The sequence below is a fragment of the Chelativorans alearensis genome (genome assembly GCF_010993735.1).
Lineage (GTDB): Bacteria > Pseudomonadota > Alphaproteobacteria > Rhizobiales > Rhizobiaceae > Chelativorans > Chelativorans alearense.
On record NZ_WQNI01000013.1, the window covers coordinates 167,786 to 188,313 of the forward strand.

Consider the following 20,528-nt stretch of genomic DNA (forward strand, 5'->3'; position numbering starts at 1 on the left):
CCCTCACCTGACGAGGCAGGGGCCGCCCGGAGGCCGCCCCTGCCTGTGCTATCACATCGATATCATTTGCCGTGCTGCCAGGCTGTGGGGTCGATATCCAGATCCGCGAACCTTTCGGGAGCCAGCACCGGCCGCTCGACACCGGCTTTCAACTGCTCGCGGAAATCGCGCAGGATGCGCATGGCGACGGGGAAGAGCATCATGATCGCGACAAGGTTCACCAGCGCCAGAATGCCCATCAACGGATCGGAGAAGAAGAAGACGGCCGTTGCGCCCGGCGCCGTGGCGCCGAGGAAGACGATACCCATGACCGCGATGCGCAGCACGTGCAGCGACAAAGGGTTCGCGGTCATCACGGCCATGGCGTTCTCGCCCAGATAGTAGTTGTACATGATCGAGCTGAAGGCGAAGAGCAGGAGCGCGAGGGTGAGGAAGTACTGCGACCAATCCCCCATATGCGAGACGAGCGACTGCTGTGTGAGCACCACTCCGTCGATATCGGTAACGCCCGGTACATAGACATCGCTGAGGAGGATGATGAACGCGGTGCACGAGCAGATGAGGATCGTGTCGATAAAGACCGAGAAGGACTGGGTGATGCCCTGGCTGATCGGGTGGCGCACATGCGCGGTCGCCGCCACGTTGGGTGCCGAGCCCAGCCCCGCCTCGTTGGAGAAGAGGCCACGCCGCAGGCCCTGGGCGATCGCCGCTCCCATGCCGCCGCCGACGACCTCTTCGAACCCGAAGGCGTTGGTGACGATCGTCCACAAGACGCCGGGGATCGAGGTGATGTTGAGCACGATGACGACCAATGCCATGGCAATATAGCCAAGCGCCATGATCGGAACGATCACATCGGCCGCTTTGGCGATGCGCCGGATACCGCCATAGACGATAAAGCCGGTAATCGCGGTAAGCAGGATCGCGGTCCAGATCCGGTCGATCCCGAGGCTATCCTGGGCCGCACCGGCGAAGGTGTTGCCCTGAAACGCGTTGAAGCCCAGCGCGAAAGCGGCGATCAGGCAGATCGCATAGATCACGGCGAGCCAGCGGTACTCCTTGCCCAGCCCGAACAGTATGTAGCTTGCGGGGCCGCCGCGATAGGTCCCGTCCCCCACCGAGCGCTTGAAAAGCTGCGCCAGCGAGGATTCGACAAGGCTGGTGGCCATGCCCACGAGGGCGATCGCCCACATCCAGAAGACGGCCCCGGGCCCGCCCAGCGTTATGGCTACCGCCACGCCGGCAATATTGCCCCCGCCGACACGGCCGCCGACCGACACAAGAAGTGCAGCGCGGGCGCTGATCGCGTTGGGATCGGCACTCTGGTTCTTCGACGACAGAACCCGGAACATCCGTCCGAAATACTCGAACTGGACGAAGCGGGTCATCAACGTGATGAACACGCCGAATACCACTAGAATGGGGACGAGCGCCCAGCCCCACGTCAAATCTTCAATCAGGCCGAAGAAGCCTCTGATAATATCCATTATTCCCTCCTGTAATGCGTCAATAAATTCAGTATATTACTATTTCCCGCGGCGCATCTGCGTTGAACCGGCACCGAAGAAGGCATGGAAGGTGAGCGCCAGCGCCGCATGGTTCTCCATCAGCCGGGCTCCTTTCCGCCTTCAAGCCTGGTCTCGGCTTCCTTCTCGACCCATTGCAGCGACTTGTAGTCGAAGCCGAAGGCGAGTGTCGGCTTGACGATCTGGAAATAGGGGGAGAGGTCGAAATCGCGCGGGGTGAAGAGGGAGTGGTGGCGGATCTGCAGGATTTCCCGTCTTGAATAGGTGGACTCGGCAGATGCCTGGCCCGGCATATGCACGACGCTGGGCAGGATAGGATAGGCGACCGACTGGAAGGCCTGGGCGATCAGCGAGGAGCAGATGGCGCGGGTGGGGTCGCCCGAGCCGAGTGCAATCAGCCGGCGGCGCCAGCGCACGGGCACCGGCGGTGTGGGCAGGAAGTAGCGCAGGAGATCGATGATGTTGCGCATGTCGTATTTCAGGCCCAGCCGCTCCACCATGAACGCGACGATGGCATCGCGGTCGTCAGGCGTCAGCCCGCTGGGGCGGCAGATGCGGGTGTTGTAGGTGCAGTATTTGGACAGGGGCACGGCAACGCAGCCGTCACCCAGATTGACCTCGATGAGGCGCGGGCGCTCGCTTCCATCCTCCGGCTGCGGCAGGGCGTCACCGACGTAGAGGGCTGCGTGGCTCCAGGTGGACTGGGTGAGGTACTTGATCGCTATGGAAACGCGCTGGTTGCCCTCGACCAGAAGGATATCGCCGGGCTGCAGGCTGCGGTGAAGGGTTTCCGGATCGGAAGGGGTGTAGGGCTGGTAGCCCGACGACTGCTGCTGGAGGCGCCCGGCCAGAAAACGCCCGAGACGATCGAGCAGGCTGTTGGTGATATCGCTCATGCGCTAGCTGATGGACGGGCCGTGTTGCGGGAATCAAGGTTCTGCCGCAGCTTTCCGCATCGCCGCCCGGCTGGCAAGGCCTGAGGGATGTGTTGGGATCGGAGATGCCAGCGCCCCTTCACGCCCCCTCTGTGCGGCAGGATAGAGGGGGGCGCGAAAGGCCGCCGACGTTGCTGAGCCTCGATCCTACTCCGCCTCTTCCGCGGAGCCGGCGTTGAGCTGGCCGTATTTGGCCTCGCCGATCGTTTCGAGAAGCTGGAGCTGGGTTTCGAGGAAGTCGATGTGGCCTTCCTCGTCGGCCAAAAGCTCCTCGAAGAGCTTCATGGAGATGTAGTCGCCCTGCTTGTTGCAGATCTCGCGCGATTCCTTGTAGGCCTTGCGGGCATCGTATTCGCCGGCAAGGTCTGCCTCCAGCACTTCCTTGACGTTCTGGCCGATGCGCAAGGGGGCTATCGTCTGCAGGTTGGGGTGGCCTTCGAGGAAGATGATGCGCTGAACCAGCTTGTCGGCGTGGTGCATTTCCTCGATGGATTCGGCGCGTTCCTTCTGGGCGAGCTTGGTGTAGCCCCAATCTTCCAGAAGGCGGTAATGAACCCAGTATTGGTTGACGGCGCCGAGTTCGAGAAACAGGGCCTCGTTAAGCCGCTCGATAACCTTTTTGTCGCCTTTCACTGAACTTGCTCCCGAATTTCTCGCGCAAGGCGCGCACACGATCCAAATATGTCACAATCTCCGCATCGCCACCATCGGCGTTGCGGTGATAATCCTCGGTTACCCGAATGATCGTTTCCACCACATTTGGAAAGCAGCCGCAACAGCGGCCGCGCTGCGCCATCGCGTGATAGACCTTGGCGGGAACGATGAGCTGCCACGGATCCTCATCGAGCATCGCGACGATGGTCGCCTCGATTTCCTTCTGGGTGATGAGGTTGCAGTGACAGACGAGCATGGCTTCCGCGACCGGTCTTAGGAGCAAGCTCCGAAGCCCACGCCCTTCGACCGACCTTGAAACCTTTTGGGGAAAAGCCCGCGGCAGGCGCCATAGGAGGGCGGGAGCAGCCCTTGTCGGCGTTCGACCAGCATGGCGTTCTCCAATGGGGCGGGTTCAAGGCCCGGACATCAAAGGAACGCATCCTTCGGATGGCGCGCATAAAAACGCGACCGCCGGGGCGCTGTCAATATAAACCTGACAATGCGTGTCATGCTTGGGCTATGGGTGGCGGAAATGTCGCAGCGCCGCGGAAGACGGCTCACGGTGAAGTGAGTGGGGCGCGAGCGCGGCGGCATTGATTTGCCGCTGCGGGCTGTGCTCAATCGCCACGACACTTTGTTTTGTCGCAATTCCGGATGGAAAACCTGTTTTCACCTTTCCTGGAATTGCACTTATCGGGAAGGAACCGCCTTGCTGACGCGGATCGTTGCAGCCACGCTTTTCGCCCTTGCGGCCATTTCGGCACGCGCGGAGGATGTTCGTCCCTCGGATTGGCAGGGCGTGCTCGAGGAGGCGCGCGGCCAGACGGTTTACTTCAACGCCTGGGGCGGGGCGGAGAACATCAACGCCTATATCGAATGGGCGGCGGGCGAGCTTGAGAAGCGCCACGGCGTGCGGCTCGTGCATGTGAAGCTGGAGGATACGGCGAGTGCCGTGGCCACCGTGGTGGCCGAGAAGGCGGCGGGCCGCGATGCGGGCGGGTCCGTCGACCTTGTGTGGATCAACGGCGAAAACTTTGCCGCGATGCAGGAACGTGGGCTTTTGTTCTCGCCCGGCTGGGCGGAGGCGCTGCCCAGCTGGCGCTACGCGGACCACGAGAACAAGCCGACGATCCTGACCGACTTCACCATTCCGGTGGAAGGGATGGCGAGCCCCTGGGGGATGGCGAAGCTGGTCTTCTTCTACGATTCGGCGCGCACGGACGAGAGCGCGTTGCCGCAGGACGCGGACGGGCTGCTTGAATGGGCAAAGGCGCATCCGGGGCGGTTTTCCTATCCGCAACCGCCGGACTTCATCGGCTCGTCGTTCCTGAAGCAGGTGCTTCTGGAGAAGGTGGAGGACCCTTCCGTGCTCCAAAAACCGGTGATCGAGGAGACGTTCGAGGAGGTGGTGGCGCCGCTGTTTGCCTATCTCGACGCCCTGCACCCGGTGGCCTGGCGAAGCGGCCGCATCTTCCCGCAGAATTATCCGGCCATGAAGCAGCTTCTCGCCGACGGCGAACTCGACATCGTCTTCGCCTTCAACCCGGCGGAGGCTTCGAGCGCGATTGCCGACGGGGAGCTGCCGGACACCGTGCGCTCCTTCACCTTCCCCGGCGGAACGTTGGCCAATACGCATTTCGTCGCCATTCCCTACAATGCCTCGGCCAAGGCGGGGGCGCTGGTGACGGCGGATTTCCTGCTGTCGCCGGAGGCGCAGGCTAAGAAGCAGGACCCGGCCGTGTGGGGCGACCCGACGGTGCTGGCGCTGGACAAGCTGGACGAAGGGGCGCGGGCACGGTTCGAAGCGATCGAACTGGGCGCCGCCACGCTGGCGCCGGACGAACTTGGCCCGGCGCTCCCCGAGCCGCATCCAAGCTGGATGGAGCGCATCGAGGAGGAATGGAAGCGGCGCTACACGGCGGAGAATTGAGGGGAAAGGCGCAGCATCCATGCTGACGCGTTTCGGGCCGCTCATCACCATTCTCCTTCTCACCGGCCCTATCGCCTTCGGGCTTGCGGGCACGGTTCTGCCGGCCTTCGGCTTCCTGCCGGTGCTGGGCGGGATGGAGCTTACGCTTCATCATTTCCGCACGCTTTTCTCGCAGCCGGCTATCCTGACCTCGGTGGCGATCAGCCTGACTGCGGGGCTGGTGACGGCGCTTTTTTCGCTCGGCGTCGTCGTGCTGTTCGTGGCCGGCTGGGCGGGGACACGGCTTTTCGGCCGGGTGCAGCATCTCGTTTCGCCGCTTCTGTCGCTGCCGCACGCGGCGGCGGCGTTTGCGCTGGCTTTCCTGATCGCGCCGTCCGGCATGGTGGTGCGCCTCCTCTCGCCGGAACTGACGGGCTGGGAGCGGCCGCCGGACCTGCTCGTCGTGCATGACCCGATGGGGCTTTCCATGATGGCGGGGCTTATCGTCAAGGAGATTCCGTTCCTGCTCCTGATTACGCTTGCCGCATTGCCCCAGGTGCAGCTCAAGGAGACGCGGATGCTGGCCGCCTCCATGGGCTACGGGCGGGTGGCGGGTTTCCTTTTGGGCCTGTGGCCAGCGGTCTACCGGCAGATCCGGCTGCCCGTCTTCGCTGTCATCGCCTTTGCCACGTCGGTCGTCGACGTCGCGCTTATCCTGGGGCCAATGCGCCCCTCGCCGCTGGCCGTGCGGCTGGTGGAATGGATGAACGATCCCGACCTTTCCATGCGCTATCTCGCCTCCGCAGGGGCGCTCTTGCAGCTCGGTGTGACGGCGGCAGCGCTGGGCCTGTGGATGGGGCTGGAGCGGGTCGGGCGCATCATGTGCATCGTCGGGGTGGAGATGGGCGTGAGGATGCGGCGCGATGCGTTGTTGCGGGGCGCGGCACTTCTGGCGATGGGGCTTGCGGCGGGCGCCGTGTTCGCGGGGCTTGCCACGCTGGCGCTTTGGTCGTTCGCCGGGTTGTGGCAGTTTCCCGACGCGCTGCCGGCTTCCTTCACGCTGAAGAGCTGGATGCGGGCGCTGCCGCGCATTGCCGAACCGCTCTACACCACGCTTTTGGCGGGCTTGCTTGCCACGCTCATCGCCGGGCTGCTGGCCATTTTGTGCCTGATACGGGAGGAGGAGACGGGGCGCAGGCCGCGGCGTGCCCTGATGCTGCTCTACCTGCCGCTTCTGGTGCCGCAGGTGGCCTTCGTCTTCGGGCTGCAGCTCTTCCTCGTCTACGCGGACCTTTTGGCCACGCTGCCGGCGCTGGTGCTGGCGCATCTCGTCTTCGTGATGCCTTACGCCTATCTGGCGCTCAAGGACCCGTGGTACGCCTTCGACCGGCGCTATAACCAGGTGGCGGCGGGCTTCGGCAAGGGGCGGTGGCGGCGCTTCGCGCTGGTGCGCCTGCCAATGATGACGCGGGCGGTGCTTGCCATGGGGGCGATCGGCTTCGCGGTCTCGGTGGGGCTCTATCTGCCGACGGTGCTGGTGGGTGCGGGAAGGCTGACCACCATCACGTCGGAGGCGGTGGCGCTGGCCTCGGGCGGGGACCGGCGTATCGTCGGCGTCTATGCATTCTGGCAGATGCTTTTGCCGATGCTCGGCTTTGGCGTTGCCACCCTCGTGCCGGCGCTGATATTCCGGCGCTTCCGCGGCATGCAGGTTTGAGAGAGGCGCGTTGACGAAAAAAGGGCTTTTCCTCGATGGCGTGACGATCGCGCTTGAGGGGCGCGTGCTCGTCTCGCTCACCCGCCGTGTCGCGCCGGGGGAGGTGCTGACGGTCATGGGGCCTTCGGGGGCCGGCAAATCGAGCCTGCTTGCCTATCTCGGCGGCTTTCTCGAGCCGGCGTTTACGGCGTGGGGGCGCGCGCTGGTGGACGGGGTGGAGATCACCGCGCTGCCGGCGGAGGAGCGGCATGTGGGAATCCTGTTCCAGGATCCCCTGCTCTTCCCGCATATGAGTGTGGCCGGTAACCTGATGTTCGCCCTGCCGGAGAGCGTGAAAGGGCGGGCGGAGCGCACGCGGCACGCCGAGACGGCACTTGCCGGGGTGGAGATGGCCGGCATGGGAGACCGCGACCCGGCGACGCTTTCGGGCGGCCAGAAGGCGCGGGTGGCGCTGGCGCGGGTGCTTGTTTCGGAGCCGCGCATGCTATTGCTCGACGAACCGTTCTCCAAGCTCGACATGGAGCTTCGGCAGCAGATGCGCATGCTGGTGTTTTCCAAGGCACGCGAAAGCGGCCTGCCGGTGCTGCTCGTCACCCACGACGAGGCGGACGCGAAAGCGGCGGGCGGCGAGATCGTGCGGATCGGCGAATGAGTGCGTGGAACCTGCCCGACCTGCCGGTCACGGAGGTGCTGCCGGGGTTGCGCGAGGCGCTCGAGGCACAGGGCAAGGCTGTGCTGGTGGCGCCGCCGGGGGCGGGCAAGACGACACTGGTGCCGCTGACGCTTCTCGACGAGGCGTGGAGCCAAGGCGGGCGCATCGTGCTTCTGGAGCCAAGACGGCTTGCGGCGCGGGCAGCGGCGCGGCGCATGGCCTCACTCCTCGGCGAGGAGCCGGGCGGCAGGGTGGGCTATGCGATGCGCATGGAGCGCAAGGTCTCGGCGCGGACACGCATCCTGGTCGTCACCGAGGGGGTGATGGCGCGGATGATCATTGACGATCCGGGGCTCGAAGGGGTCTCGGCGGTGATATTCGACGAGTTTCACGAGCGCTCGCTGGACGGGGATTTCGCGCTGGCGCTGGCGCTCGACGTGAAGGGGGCGCTGCGGCCGGATTTGCGGCTTCTCGTCATGTCGGCGACCCTGGACGGGGCGCGGGTGGCCGAGCTTATGGGCGGAGCGCCGGTCCTGGAGAGCGCGGGGCGCAGCTTTCCCGTCGAAATACGCTATGCGGAGCGGGCGCCGGACAGGGCGATGGAAGACGCCGTGGCGGGCGCGGTGCGGCAGCTTGTGGCGGACGGCGCCGGCGGCGTGCTTGCCTTCCTGCCGGGCCAGCGCGAGATCGCGCGCACGCAGGAAGCGCTTGCCGGCCACTTGCCGGAGGCGGTCGATCTTGCGCCGCTGCATGGCGGCCTCGACGGCAAGGCGCAGGACGCGGCCATTCGGCCGGCGCCAAAGGGGCGGCGCAAGGTCGTGCTGGCGACGGCGATCGCCGAGACCTCGGTCACCATCGACGGCGTGACGGCGGTGGTGGACAGCGGGCTTTCCCGCCTGCCGAGATACGAGCCGGATACGGGGCTGACGCGGCTTGAGACGGTGCGCGTCTCCCGCGCTTCGGCCGACCAGCGGGCCGGCCGCGCGGGGCGCACCGCGCCGGGCCTGGCGCTGCGGTTGTGGCGCAAGGAACAGACCGCGGCGCTGCCTGCCTTCACGCCGCCGGAGATATTGGAGGCCGACCTTTCCGGCCTGCTGCTCGACTGCGCCGCCTTCGGCGTTACCGACCCGGCAAGCCTCGCCTTTCTCGATCCGCCGCCGCAAGCCGCGCTCAACGAGGCGCGCGCCCTTTTGCGTACACTGGGGGCGCTCGATGAGGCGGGAAGGCTGACGGAGGATGGGGCGGCAATGCGCCGGCTCGCCCTGCCGGTGCGGCTGGCGCATATGGTGACGGTGGCCGCGGGGCAAGGCCGGGCATTGGCGGCGGCGCGACTGGCCGTCATCCTCTCCGAGCGCGGGCTGGGCGGCGCCAGCGTCGATCTCGACGAGCGGCTTTCGCGCTTTCCCACTGAGCGCGGCCAGCGGGCGCAGGCGGCACGGGGGCTGGCCGAGCGGCTGGCGCAGGCGGCGGCGGGCGGCGGACGGCAGGACGTGGGAAGTGCGGCGGGGCCTCTGCTTCTTCATGCCTGGCCGGACCGGGTGGCCAAGGCGCGCGGCGAATACGGGCGTTTCGTGCTGGCCAACGGGCGCGGGGGCCAGCTCGACCACGCCGAGCGGCTGGCGCGCGAGCCGTTCCTCGTGGTGGCCGACCTCAAGGGCCAGACGCGCAACGCCCGCATCGCCGCGGCGGCGGTGGTGAGCGAGGAGGAGGCGGTTGCCGGCCTCGGCCATCGTGTCGAAGTGCAGGTGGAGACGCTGTTCGACCGCGAGAAGGGCGTGGTGCGACAGCGCGAGACACGGCGGCTCGGCGCCATCGTGCTTGGCGAGAGGGCATTGCCGGCGCCAAGGGGCGAGGCGGCGGACCGAGCCATTCTCGATGCGGTGCATGCGCATGGACCTGGCATTCTACCCTGGAACAGGGAGGCGGAGGCGCTGAGGGCGCGGCTTGCCTTCCTGCGGGCCACGAAGGGGACGCCTTGGCCGGATGTGGAGGATGAGGCGCTGGTGGCGCGGCTGGAGGAATGGCTCTTGCCTTTTCTGAAGGGCGAGGCGGCGCTCTCCGCCATCTCCGGGCGGGCCCTCTGCGAGGGGCTGATGGCACTGGTGCCCTATGATTTGCAGCGGCGGGTGGAGGCAGAGGCGCCGAGCCACTTCACCGCGCCGACGGGGAGCCGGCTTCCCATCCGATACGAGAATGCCGAAGCCGTGCTAGCCGTGCGCGTGCAGGAGCTTTTCGGGCTGACCGAGCATCCGACGGCGGGCGGCGTTCCGCTGACGCTGGAGCTTCTGTCGCCGGCGCAGCGGCCGATCCAGAAGACCCGGGACCTTCCCGGGTTCTGGCGTGGTTCGTGGGCGGATGTGCGGGCGGAGATGCGCGGGCGGTATCCGAAGCATGTGTGGCCGGAAGACCCGGCGGCGGCAGCGGCTACGAAGCGGGCGAAGCCGCGGGGGAGGTAGGGGACGCCGCACCTCAAATAAAACTTGGCCAACCGCGCCGCACCGCCCATAAAGACGCCGATGCTGGAAGAACTGAGAACACCTCATACCCGCTACGGCCGCAGCCTCCGGCTCGCCACGCTTATTCGGTTAAGATGGCTTGCCATCGTCGGTCAGAGTGCTGCCGTGCTGGTGGTGGCCTTCTGGTTGGGGTTCCCGCTGCCGGTGGGGCCGTGCTTCGTGCTGATCGCGGCTTCGGCCTGGCTCAACCTCTATCTCACCTTCCGCTTCCCCGCCTCGCACCTTCTGCCGCCGTTGTCGGCGCTTGCCATTCTCACCTTCGACGCCTTGCAGCTTGTCGGGCTCCTGTTCCTCACGGGCGGGCTCACCAACCCCTTCTCGCTCCTGATGACGGTGCCGGTGGTGATCTCGGCCACCTCGCTGCCGCTCCTGTGGACCAGCCTTCTCGGGCTTTTCGTCATCGGGCTGGCGAGCCTGCTTGCCTTCTTCCACATGCCGCTGCCCTGGTACCCTGGCACCGAGCTTGCGATGCCCTTCCTCTACGTTGCGGGCATGTGGATCGCCGTTACCTCATCCATCACTTTCACCGGCATCTATGCCTATCGCGTGGCCGAGGAGGCGCGGCTGCTTGCCAACGCGCTGGCGGCGACGGAGCTGGTGCTGCAGCGAGAGCAGCATATCTCGGCGCTTGACGGGCTGGCGGCGGCGGCCGCGCATGAACTGGGAACGCCGCTGGCGACCATCGCGCTGGTGGCGCGCGAGATGGAAAAGGCACTCGGCCAGGATCCGCGCTACCAGGAGGATGTGACGCTCCTGCGCTCGCAGAGCGAGCGCTGCCGCGAGATCCTGAGACGATTGACCAGCCTTTCGTCGGAAGGCGAGGCGCATATGGCGCGGCTGCCGCTGACCTCGCTGATCGAGGAGACGGCGGCACCGCACCGCGATTTCGGTATCGACATCCGGCTGGAGCCCGGCGAGACGGAAGGGCCGGAGCCGGTTGGCCGGCGCAACCCCGGCGTCCTTTATGGGCTCGGCAACCTGATGGAGAACGCGGTCGACTTCGCGCGCGAGGTGGTGAGCGTCAAATGGTCCTGGGACGCCGAGACGGTGAGCATCTCCATTACCGACGACGGGCCGGGATTTCCCGCCGACATCATCGATCGTATCGGCGAGCCGTACATGTCGCGCCGGCAGGCGAGCAGCTCCAGCGGCGGGTTGGGGCTGGGGCTGTTTATCGCCAAGACGCTTCTGGAGCGCTCGGGTGCGACGATCGAATTCGCGAACGCCGGCGGCAAGGGCAAGGGGGCGACGGTGGAGGTTCGCTGGCCGCGCGAGCGGTTCCTGACGGCCGACGGTTCCTTTTCGTGGGGCTGAAAAGCTGGAAAAAAGCAACTCGCAGGGCTACATCTAGCCTCAAAAAGAGCGAGTGAACGATGACCGAAGCAGCAACAGACCAGGCCGACACCATTCCGGGCGAAGAGCGCTCCTTGCTCATTGTCGACGACGACCACCCCTTCCTGGTGCGGTTGGCGCGGGCGATGGAGGGCCGTGGGTTTGCGGTTGAGACGGCGGAAACGGTGGCCGACGCACTCGCCAAGGTGAAGATCGCAGCGCCCGCCTTCGCCGTGGTCGACATGCGGCTGGGAGACGGCAACGGGCTCGACGTCGTCTCGGCCATCCGCGAGAAGCGCGAGGATGCGCGCGCCATCATCCTGACCGGGTACGGCAATATCGCTACCGCCGTGACGGCAGTGAAGCTGGGGGCGGTGGATTACCTTTCCAAGCCGGCGGACGCGGACGACATCTATGCGGCACTCACCCGCCAGCCCGACGAGAAGGCCGAGCCGCCGGAAAACCCGATGTCAGCCGACCGGGTGCGCTGGGAGCACATCCAGCGCGTCTACGAGATGTGCGACCGCAATGTGTCTGAGACGGCGCGACGGCTGAACATGCACCGGCGGACGCTGCAGCGGATATTGGCGAAGAGGGCGCCGCGGTAGGGGGAACGTGCGGAGCGCCCTCGTGGTTCGGCAAGCTCAGGGCTCACCACGCGTGCTTCTTTGACGTAAGCACCAAGCGCCCTCGTGGTTCGACAAGCTCACCATGAGGGCGCTTGGTGCCCACCTTTCCTCAAGCCCCCTCCCCGTCCAACATCGGTATCGGCACGCCGGCGAGTTCGGCCGCCGTCAGGCGCGCCGCACCGGCACGGGCGAAGCGGAGCATCAGGGCCTTGCGGGTGGCCGGTGCCAGCCGGTGTTCCGGCGCCTCGCGCAGGATCTCTGCGCCGTAGCCGTCGGACAGGATGAAGCCGCAGTCTTCGGGGAAGATCTCCGTCGGCACTTCCGGATGGGAGGCGAAGAAGAAGCGGTCGGAGTGCAACCGATACTCCGGCCATTTGCGGTCGACCCTAAAGTCCTCGATCGACGACTTGATCTCGATGACCCAGATGTCGCCCCTGGCCGTCAGCGCTACGAGGTCGGCCCGGCGTCCGGTGGCGAGCGGCAGTTCCGGCAGAACGACCGAGCCCATCTCGGTGAGCAGGCGCTGCACACCGCGGCGGATGACCAGCGCGCGCTCGGACTGGCGGCCATCGGCCAGCGGGTTGGTGGGGACGGGCGAGACAATGGGCATGGGAGTGAGAATGCCAGTTATCGGCGGCGTGGAAAAGATCAGGCATGGCCGGCGATGCCGGCGATCGGGCGCAAAGGTGTTGCCAAATTGCAATAGAACATAAGCAAGCGCCCAGGGTATTGCGGGCGGATCAAATGCTATCTTGGCAAACTGTTGACACCCACTTTAAGAAAGATGGCGAAAAACGGGTGTTTGTTTTGACGCCTGTGACGATTGGGGGATTGGATTCTTCTCATGAAATTGAAGACGTTTTTTGCCGCCGCCGTGCTTGGCCTTTCGGCGGTGCTTGCGGGTTGCGCAGGCGGACCGGCGCAGCTGTTCACGTCCAACTATGGCGCGGTTACCGACGCCGGCTACCAGCTGCCGAGCGTGCCGATCACCAAGATACCGCGGCAGTATCACCGCCAGATCATCTCCTACGAGACGGACGAGAAGCCGGGCACCATCATTGTCGATACCAGGGAGAAGTTCCTCTACCTGGTGATGGAGGGCGGCAAGGCCATGCGCTACGGCATCGGCGTCGGGCGCGAGGGTTTTGAGTGGTCGGGGACGGCGCGCGTCGCCATGAAGCGCGAATGGCCGACCTGGACGCCGCCGGCACCGATGATCAAGCGTCAACCGGAATTGGCCAAGTGGCGCGGCGGCATGCCGCCCGGCCTGAGCAACCCGCTCGGCGCGCGCGCGCTCTACCTCTTCAACAAGGGCGGCGACACGGGCTATCGCCTGCACGGCACGCCGGAATGGCATTCCATCGGCAAAGCCATGTCCTCGGGCTGCATCCGGCTTCTGAACCAGGACATCATCGACCTTTACAACCGGACACAAATCGGTGCAAAAGTTATCGTGAAGGGATGACGGAACCGTCTCGGCAATAGACGGGCCACACGGTGGCTACCGGGAAACCGGGTCTTCGGACCCGGTTTTCTTTTTAGATCGGATCATCGTTTCACGGTATCGATGATCCGAATTAACCCTTCGGTTGCCGCAGTTCCGGACGGAAAAACCGGTTTCCACTTTTCCTGGAACTGCTCCCGATCAGCCGATCTCCACCTGCTCGACGTGCTGCACTTCGGGGATGAAGTGGTGCAGCAGGTTCTGAATGCCGTGTTTCAGCGTGGCCGTCGAGGACGGGCAGCCGGCACAGGCACCACGCATGTTCAGAAACACGGTGCCCTTCTCATAGCCGCGGAAGGTGATGTCGCCGCCATCCTGGGCGACAGCCGGGCGCACACGGGTTTCCAGGAGCTCCTTGATGGTGGCGACGATCTCCTCGTCGGCCGCGTCGTAGAACTCGCTGCCCTCCGGCGCCGGCATGCCTGCCTCGTTGGCGGCCATGACCGGCTGGCCGGCCATGAAGTGCTCCATGATGGTGCCGAGGATGGCGGGCTTCAGATGCTGCCAGTCCGCGCCCTCCTTGCTGACGGTGACGAAATCGTAGCCGAAGAAGACGCCGGTCACGCCCGGCACCTCGAACAGACGGCCAGCGAGCGGCGAGGCGGCGCGGGCCGCCTCGGCATCGCGGAAATCCGCCGTGCCTTCTTCGAGGACCACCCGGCCCGGCAGGAACTTGAGCGTTGCGGGATTGGGGGTCGCTTCCGTCTGAATGAACATCGGCGGGGTCTCTCCGTGGGCCGTTCTTTGGAATAATTCTAAAATAGGCCGAAATCCGGCCCGGTTCAAGCCGCATATGGTGTGTGGCGACGGCTCATGCCAGGCTTTCGATCTCCTCGTCCGACAGGCTGTCGGGGACGACGGTAACGGGGATGGGAAAGGCCGCCCCCTTGCCGGAGATGGAGGAGACGAGCGGCCCCGGCCCTTCCTTGGCATTGCTGGCGGCAAGCACCAGGATGGCGATGTCCTGATCTTCTTCGATGAGTTTGTGGATCTCCTCGGCGGGCTTGCCCTCGCGGATGGCCAGTTCCGGCTCGACGCCGATCGTTTCGCGAATTTTCGCGGCATAGGTGTCGAGCGCGGCGTTGGCGGCTGCCATGGCATCCTCGCGCATGATCTGCTCCACGCCCAGCCAGTGCTGGAAGTCGCCCGGCTCGATGATGAAGAGAAGGACGACGGAGCCGTTGGTGGAACGTGCCCGGCGGGCGGCGTAGGCCACAGCGCGCTCGCACTCGGGCGTGTCGTCGACGATGGCAAGGAACTTACGCTTGTGGCCGGCTTCCCGGCTCAGACGTTTGGAGACCATGCATGCCTCTTCTTCAAACGGGTGGAGCCTGCCCACCCGTGGCGCAATCTGCCACCGGCGGGGGCGGGCGGCAAGCCGCGTGTAGTTGTAGCTCTGGACCAGATCATCGCTTCATGAAATCGATGAACTGGCCCAACTTTTTGTTTTGTCGCAATTCCGGACGGAAAACCGGTTTCCACTTTTCCTGGAGTTGCTCTAGTCGGCCAGGAGCCCGATGATCTCGTGCACCTTTTTCATGGTGGCCTCGGCGCGGGCGCCGGCGCGCTCGCCGCCGTCGCGCAGGACGGCGTCGACATAGGCCGGATCGGCCGAGATGCGGCGCATCTCGGCGTTGATCGGCGCCAGCTTCTCGACCGCCAGTTCGGCGAGGGCCGGCTTGAAATCGGAGAACTGGCGGCCGCCGAACTCCGCAATCACCGTGTCGCGCGGGACGCCGGCAAGGGCGGCATAGATGCCCACAAGGTTTTCGGCCTCGGGGCGCCCGGCGAGGCCTTCAAGGTCGCCCGGCAGGGGATTGGGGTCCGTCTTGGCCTTCTTGATCTTGCGGGCGATGGCATCGGCGTCGTCGGACAGGTTGATGCGCGAGAGGTCCGATGGGTCGGACTTCGACATCTTCTTGGTGCCGTCGCGCAAGCTCATGACGCGGGTGGCCGGGCCCTCGATGAGCGGCTCGGTAAGCGGGAAGAAGCCGTTGACGCGCTCCTCGCCCACGTCCATCTCCACACCGTAGCCGAGGGCCGCGATACGCTTCGAGAAGTCATTGTTGAATTTCTGGGCGATGTCGCGGGCCAGCTCCAGATGCTGCTTCTGGTCCTCGCCCACCGGCACGTGGGTGGCACGGTAGAGCAGGATGTCGGCGGCCATCAGGCTCGGATAGGCGAGCAGGCCGAGGGAGGCGTTCTCGCGGTCCTTGCCGGCCTTGTCCTTGAACTGGGTCATCCGGTTCATCCAGCCGATGCGGGCGACGCAGTTGAAGATCCAGGCAAGCTCGGCGTGCTGAGGCACACGGGACTGATTGAAGATGATGTTCTTCTTCGGGTCGAGGCCGCTGGCGAGGTAGGCGGCGGCGATGGCGCGCGTCTGATCGGCCAGGTCGTCGTGAACCAGGGTGGCGGTCAGGGAATGGAGGTCGACGACGCAGTAGATGCACTCGTAGACATCCTGCAGGGCGACGAACTTCTGCAGGGCACCAAGGTAATTGCCGAGGTGGAGGTTGCCCGTGGGCTGCACTCCGGAAAAGACGAGCTGCCTGAACTCACTCACCTTAAACTCACTCATGGAGAAATCCTGAAGATCCGAATGGCGCTTTTGCGCGTGGGGCTTATGGACGAGGCGGCGGGCGCAATCAAGCCCCGCGGCGCCTCATCGCCGCCCTTAGCTCCGTGCGGTCGACGGCACCCGTGAGGACGGCGAGGGCGAGATAGGTGATCACTGCTGCGGCAACGACGAACAGCACCGCCGCGGCGCGCAGAGGCAGGGCGGCGCCTTGCTGCGGGGCGAGGAGCACCGCGTCAAGGCCATAGGCGACGCCGCCCATGAGGGCGCTGGAGACGAGGATCATGACGATGCGGCGGCTGGTGACGGCCGACGGGCGGAAATCGTTGCGCCGCCACAAGGTGCCGGCGAGCAGGACGACGTTGACCCAGGACGAGAGGGAGGTGGCGAGCGCGATGGCGACGTGGCCGTAGAGCGGGAAGAGCACGAGGCTGAGTGCGATGTTGACGACGACGGTGACGAGCGAGAACCACATCGGCGTCTTCATATCCTCGCGGGCGAAGAAGCCGGGCTGGAAAACCTTGGTTAGCACATAGGCCGGCAAGCCGGAGGCGAAGGCGGCAAGGGCGGCGGCGGTCATCTGCGTGTCGAGGGCGGTGAACTCGCCGCGCTCGTAGAGGAGGCCGACGATGGGAGCGGGCATGACCATGAGCCCCACCGCGGCCGGCACGGTAAGGCCGAGAGCGAATTCCAGGGAGCGGTTCTGCAGGTGCTGCGCATCGGCAAGGTCACCGGCCTTCAGCGAGCGCGAAAGCTCCGGCAGGAGCACCACGCCGACGGCGATGCCGATGACGCCGAGGGGGAGCTGGTTGATGCGGTCGGCGAAGTTGAGGAGCGCGATCGCCTTGTCCTGGACGGAAGCTATGATCTGACCGACGAGCAGGTTGATCTGCATGATGCCGCCGGTGACGAGCGCCGGCGCCATCAGCACCAGCAGGCGGCGCACGGCGGGGGTGAGGCGGGGCACATGCAAGCGTATGGTGAAGCCGGCGCGGCGCACGGCGACGACGAGGATGAGAAGCTGGGCGATGCCGGAGGCAAAGACGCCCCAGGCGAGCCACAGGCCGGTGGTGCGCGCCGGCAACTCCACTGAGAGCGCGGTGGCCAGCACCGCGATGAGGATGACGTTGAGGAGCACCGGGGCAAGGGCTGCAAGGAAGAACTTGCGCATGGCGTTCATGACGCCCGACAGCATGGCCACCAGCGACATGAAGAGAAGATAGGGGAACATGACGCGCGTCATGACGACCGTGAGGTCAAACTTTTCCGGCGTGTCGGCGAAGCCCGGCGCCACGATGGTGGCGACCAGGAAGGGCATGAAGATCATGGCGAGCGCCGAGAGCGCCAGAAGGGCTGTCAGCAGGACGGCCAGCACGTCCTCGCCGAACTTCCTTGCCGCCTCCATGCCGCCGCCCTCCAACTCCTTGGAGAAGAGCGGGATGAAGGCGGTGTTGAAGGCACCTTCGGCAAAGAGACGACGGAAGAGATTGGGGAAGCGGAAGGCGGCGTAGAAGGCATCGGTGACGGGGCCGGCGCCAAGCGCGGCGGCCACCAGCGCCTCACGGGCGAAGCCGAGAATGCGGCTTGCCATGGTAGCGCTGCCGACGCTGGCGAATTTGGCGATGAGGCTCATGGGTTGGGGGTTCCGGTTGGATGGAAAGGTCGGCGCGAGGGGGCGCCTACATCTGCAAGCATGTTTGCTTCCACCTAAAACTTCCCTTCGCCTGCCCACCTCATGCAACCACCGTCTTCGCCCGCGCCCGATGGTTGCCGCGCTTTGCCGGCCCCTTTTCCAGCACCTCCAGAAGCTCCTGGCGGATGGCGGTGAGGCGGTCGGGGTTTTCGATCTTCGCGCCCGTCAAGTCGGTGACATAGAAAGTGTCGATGACCTTTTCGCCGAAGGTGGTGATGTGGGCGGAGGCGATGTCGAGCGACAGGTCGGAGAGGGCGCCGGTGACCTCGGAGAGGAGGCCCGGTCGGTCAAGGCACTCCACCTCGACGACGGAGAAGCGGTTCGACAGCGTGTTGCGGACTTCGGCGCGCGGCTCGATGCGGAAGGTTTTCGCGCCCCGCTTCGGCTTGGTGCGCTTTTCCAGAACGTTGGGCAGATATTCCTTGCCGGACAGCACGTCCTCGATGAGACGGCCGACGCGCCGGGCGCGGCGGCGCTCGTCGTCGTCATAGTCGAACTCGCGGCTGATGAGGATGGTGTCGAGCGCGCGGCCGTCGGTGGTGGTGAAGACCTGCGCGTCGACGATGTTGGCGCCGGCCGCGGCACACGCGCCGGCGATGACGGAGAGAAGGCGCGGGTGGTCGGGCGCCAGCACCGTGATCTCGGTGACCGCCTCGAAGCTGTGTGGCTTGACCATGGTGGAAAGCGCCCTGTCCTGCCGGTCGGCGGCACGGATGAACTCGGTGTGGCGCACCTGGTCTTCCTGGTCTACCGCCAGGAGGTAGTTCTCGTAGTGAAGGGCGATGTAGCGGCGGGCGTCCGCTTCTTCCCAGCCGGCCTTGTGCAGCGCCTCGGCAAGCGCGGCACGCGCGGCCTCGGCCCTGGCAGCGCGGGAAGCTTCCGAGAAGCCGCCGGTGAGAAGAAGCTCGGTCTCGTAGTAGAGAGTGCGCAGGAGTTGGCCCTTCCAGCCGTTCCACACGCCGGGACCGACGCCGCGGATGTCGCAGACGGTGACGACGAGCAAGAGCTTCAGCCTTTCAACCGATTGCACGATATCGGCGAAATCCTGGATGGTCTTGCGGTCGTTGAGATCGCGCATCTGCGCCGTCATGGACATGGCGAGATGCTGCTCGATGAGCCAGGCGATCATCTCCGTCTCGGCCTTTTCGAAGCCCATATGCGGGCACAGCCGGCGGGCGATGCGGGCGCCGGCGACGGAATGGTCCTCCGGCCGGCCCTTGGCGATGTCGTGGAAGAGCATCGTCGTGTACAGCACCGCGCGCCAGGACTTCAGCCCCGGCAAAAGCGAGTGGGCGAGCGGGTGGACCTTCTCGTCCTCGCCGCGCTCGATCTCGGCCAGAACGCCGAGGCAGCGGATCAAGTGCTCGTCGACCGTATAATGGTGGTACATGGAGAACTGCATCATCGCCACGATCTTGTTGAAATCGGGGATGAGCTTGCCGAGCACGCCGGCTTCGTTCATGCGGCGCATGTTGAGCTCGGGATCGCGGTCGGAAGTGAGCAGGTCCATGAAGAGGCGGTTCGCCTCTTTGTCACGGCGAAGGTTGCGGTCGATCAGGTTGAGCGAACGGGTGAGCAGCTTCAGCGCGTCCGGGTGATACTCCAGCCCATGACGGTCGGCGAACCAGAAGAGACGCAGCATGTTGACGGGGTCGCGCTCGAAGACGCCCTCGTCGGCGATGTTGATGCGATGGTTGTCGACGATGAAGTCGCTGGTGCCGGCGAGCTTGCGCTTGCGGCGCGAGAAGGTGAGGAAGATGCGGTTGAAGCCGGGCACGTGCTTGGCCTGCTCTTCCTCCAGAGCGGCGCAGAAGATGCGCGTCAGGTCACCCACCGACTTGGCGGTGAGGAAGTAGTGCTTCATGAAGCGTTCGACGGGGGAGAGGCCGGGGTGGCTCGTATAGCCCAGCCTCTCGGCAATGTCGGGCTGGATGTCGAAGTGCAGCCGCTCTTCCGCCTTGCCGGTGAGGAAGTGCATATGGCAGCGCACGGCCCAGAGGAAATCCTCCGCCTTGTGGAACTGGAGATATTCGCGACGGGTGAAGACGCCTTTTTCCACCAGCTCCTCGGCCTCGCGCACGCGATAATAGTATTTGCCGATCCAGAAGAGGGTATGGAGGTCGCGCAGGCCGCCCTTGCCGTCCTTGACGTTGGGCTCGACGAGATAACGGCTCTCGCCGGCCTTGGCGTGGCGCTGATCGCGCTCGGCAAGCTTGGCCTGGATGTATTCCGCGCCCGTGTCCTTGACGATCTCCTTGTCGAAGCGGGCGACGAGATCGTCATAGAGCGTCTGGTCGCCGCAGATGAAGCGGGCCTCCAGAACGGCCGTGCGGATGGTGATGTCGGTACGCGCGTGGCGAATGCACTCGTCGATGTTGCGGGTGGCGTGCCCGACCTTCAGGCCCATGTCCCACAGCATGTAGAGAATGTATTCGGCCACCTGCTCGCCCCAGGGCGTCTGCTTGTAGGGAAGCAGGATCAGGAGGTCGACGTCGGAGCCGGGCGCAAGTGTGCCGCGGCCGTACCCGCCGACGGCGACGATGGCCATGCGTTCGGCGGCGGAGCGGTTCTCGGAAGGATAGACGTAGGCGGCGGCGAAGTCGTGAACGGCGTGGACGATCTCGTCCATCAGGTGAGAGAGGCGGATGGCGCAGGCGGTGCCGCCGCCATCCTCGGCAAGCATGGCCTCGGCGGTCTTTTGGCCATCGGCGAGGCGGGCCTTGAGGAGCTTCATCACGCAGGTCCGCGTCTCGGGGGAGCCGGGCTTGCCCTTCTCTGCAAGGGTGTCAAGCTCCGCCCTGAGGTTGGCGGTGTCGATGATCTGGTCGAGTTTCAGGGGGATCTTCGCCATCCGGTTCCTGTGTGGCCGTTGAGGTGGTGCGC

The 20,528-nt window shown here is 65.5% G+C and carries 17 protein-coding genes; 7 read left to right on the top strand and 10 right to left on the bottom strand.

Annotation, left to right across the window (positions count from 1 at the left end):
* Nucleotides 1-62 precede the first annotated feature (62 nt).
* The 4 genes from GPJ75_RS19665 to GPJ75_RS19680 all read right to left on the bottom strand — a co-directional run bounded on the left by GPJ75_RS19665 (nucleotide 63) and on the right by GPJ75_RS19680 (nucleotide 3,371).
* Nucleotides 63-1,487, bottom strand: a complete 1,425-nt coding sequence (locus tag GPJ75_RS19665; RefSeq protein ID WP_163270468.1) for an alanine/glycine:cation symporter family protein — start codon at nucleotides 1,485-1,487, stop codon at nucleotides 63-65.
* A 119-nt stretch (nucleotides 1,488-1,606) separates the two neighbouring features.
* Nucleotides 1,607-2,422: a C40 family peptidase gene (locus tag GPJ75_RS19670; RefSeq protein WP_163270470.1), complete on the bottom strand. Its 816-nt coding sequence runs from the start codon at nucleotides 2,420-2,422 to the stop codon at nucleotides 1,607-1,609.
* Nucleotides 2,423-2,608: 186 nt separating this feature from the next.
* Nucleotides 2,609-3,094, bottom strand: coding sequence for a bacterioferritin (gene bfr / locus GPJ75_RS19675; RefSeq protein WP_163270472.1), 486 nt, complete (start codon nucleotides 3,092-3,094; stop codon nucleotides 2,609-2,611).
* Complete coding sequence (locus GPJ75_RS19680; RefSeq protein WP_159588738.1) at nucleotides 3,060-3,371, bottom strand: (2Fe-2S)-binding protein; 312 nt, start codon at nucleotides 3,369-3,371, stop codon at nucleotides 3,060-3,062. The genes bfr and GPJ75_RS19680 overlap by 35 nt, the downstream gene beginning before the upstream one ends.
* A gap of 453 nt (nucleotides 3,372-3,824) precedes the next feature.
* Between GPJ75_RS19680 and GPJ75_RS19685 the strand changes: the two genes are divergently transcribed.
* From GPJ75_RS19685 to GPJ75_RS19710, 6 genes are read left to right on the top strand one after another with little or no spacing between them, the layout of a single operon-like run.
* Entirely contained in the window at nucleotides 3,825-5,045 is a 1,221-nt protein-coding gene (locus GPJ75_RS19685) for an ABC transporter substrate-binding protein (protein ID WP_163270474.1), read from the top strand.
* 19 nt (nucleotides 5,046-5,064) lie between these two features.
* Entirely contained in the window at nucleotides 5,065-6,741 is a 1,677-nt protein-coding gene (locus tag GPJ75_RS19690) for an ABC transporter permease (protein WP_163270476.1), read from the top strand.
* 10 nt (nucleotides 6,742-6,751) lie between these two features.
* Entirely contained in the window at nucleotides 6,752-7,393 is a 642-nt protein-coding gene (locus tag GPJ75_RS19695; RefSeq protein ID WP_163270478.1) for an ATP-binding cassette domain-containing protein, read from the top strand.
* On the top strand, nucleotides 7,390-9,849 hold the full coding sequence (gene hrpB, locus GPJ75_RS19700; protein WP_163270480.1) for an ATP-dependent helicase HrpB: 2,460 nt from the start codon (nucleotides 7,390-7,392) through the stop codon (nucleotides 9,847-9,849). The genes GPJ75_RS19695 and hrpB overlap by 4 nt, the downstream gene beginning before the upstream one ends.
* A gap of 60 nt (nucleotides 9,850-9,909) precedes the next feature.
* Complete coding sequence (locus tag GPJ75_RS19705) at nucleotides 9,910-11,223, top strand: ActS/PrrB/RegB family redox-sensitive histidine kinase (protein WP_163270482.1); 1,314 nt, start codon at nucleotides 9,910-9,912, stop codon at nucleotides 11,221-11,223.
* Nucleotides 11,224-11,282: 59 nt separating this feature from the next.
* Nucleotides 11,283-11,849, top strand: a complete 567-nt coding sequence (locus tag GPJ75_RS19710; RefSeq protein WP_163270485.1) for an ActR/PrrA/RegA family redox response regulator transcription factor — start codon at nucleotides 11,283-11,285, stop codon at nucleotides 11,847-11,849.
* A 130-nt stretch (nucleotides 11,850-11,979) separates the two neighbouring features.
* Here GPJ75_RS19710 and GPJ75_RS19715 read toward each other — a convergent pair whose 3' ends face one another.
* Complete coding sequence (locus GPJ75_RS19715; protein WP_163270487.1) at nucleotides 11,980-12,480, bottom strand: MmcB family DNA repair protein; 501 nt, start codon at nucleotides 12,478-12,480, stop codon at nucleotides 11,980-11,982.
* Nucleotides 12,481-12,714: 234 nt separating this feature from the next.
* Here GPJ75_RS19715 and GPJ75_RS19720 point away from each other — a divergent pair, with 234 nt between their 5' ends.
* The gene (locus GPJ75_RS19720) at nucleotides 12,715-13,335 is read left to right on the top strand and encodes a L,D-transpeptidase (RefSeq protein ID WP_163270489.1); all 621 of its coding nucleotides are present in this window, start codon (nucleotides 12,715-12,717) and stop codon (nucleotides 13,333-13,335) included.
* Nucleotides 13,336-13,515: 180 nt separating this feature from the next.
* Here the strand turns inward: GPJ75_RS19720 and GPJ75_RS19725 are convergent, their stop codons facing one another.
* The 5 genes from GPJ75_RS19725 to GPJ75_RS19745 form a co-directional block, all read right to left on the bottom strand.
* Entirely contained in the window at nucleotides 13,516-14,091 is a 576-nt protein-coding gene (locus tag GPJ75_RS19725; RefSeq protein ID WP_163270491.1) for a NifU family protein, read from the bottom strand.
* A gap of 94 nt (nucleotides 14,092-14,185) precedes the next feature.
* Complete coding sequence (locus GPJ75_RS19730; RefSeq protein ID WP_163270493.1) at nucleotides 14,186-14,677, bottom strand: universal stress protein; 492 nt, start codon at nucleotides 14,675-14,677, stop codon at nucleotides 14,186-14,188.
* Nucleotides 14,678-14,872: 195 nt separating this feature from the next.
* A complete protein-coding gene (gene trpS / locus GPJ75_RS19735) occupies nucleotides 14,873-15,940 on the bottom strand; it encodes a tryptophan--tRNA ligase (protein WP_163270888.1) in 1,068 nt (355 codons plus the stop codon).
* Nucleotides 15,941-16,022: 82 nt separating this feature from the next.
* Complete coding sequence (gene murJ / locus GPJ75_RS19740; RefSeq protein WP_163270495.1) at nucleotides 16,023-17,585, bottom strand: murein biosynthesis integral membrane protein MurJ; 1,563 nt, start codon at nucleotides 17,583-17,585, stop codon at nucleotides 16,023-16,025.
* A 100-nt stretch (nucleotides 17,586-17,685) separates the two neighbouring features.
* A complete protein-coding gene (locus tag GPJ75_RS19745) occupies nucleotides 17,686-20,496 on the bottom strand; it encodes a [protein-PII] uridylyltransferase (RefSeq protein WP_163270496.1) in 2,811 nt (936 codons plus the stop codon).
* Between the last annotated feature and the right edge of the window lie 32 nt (nucleotides 20,497-20,528).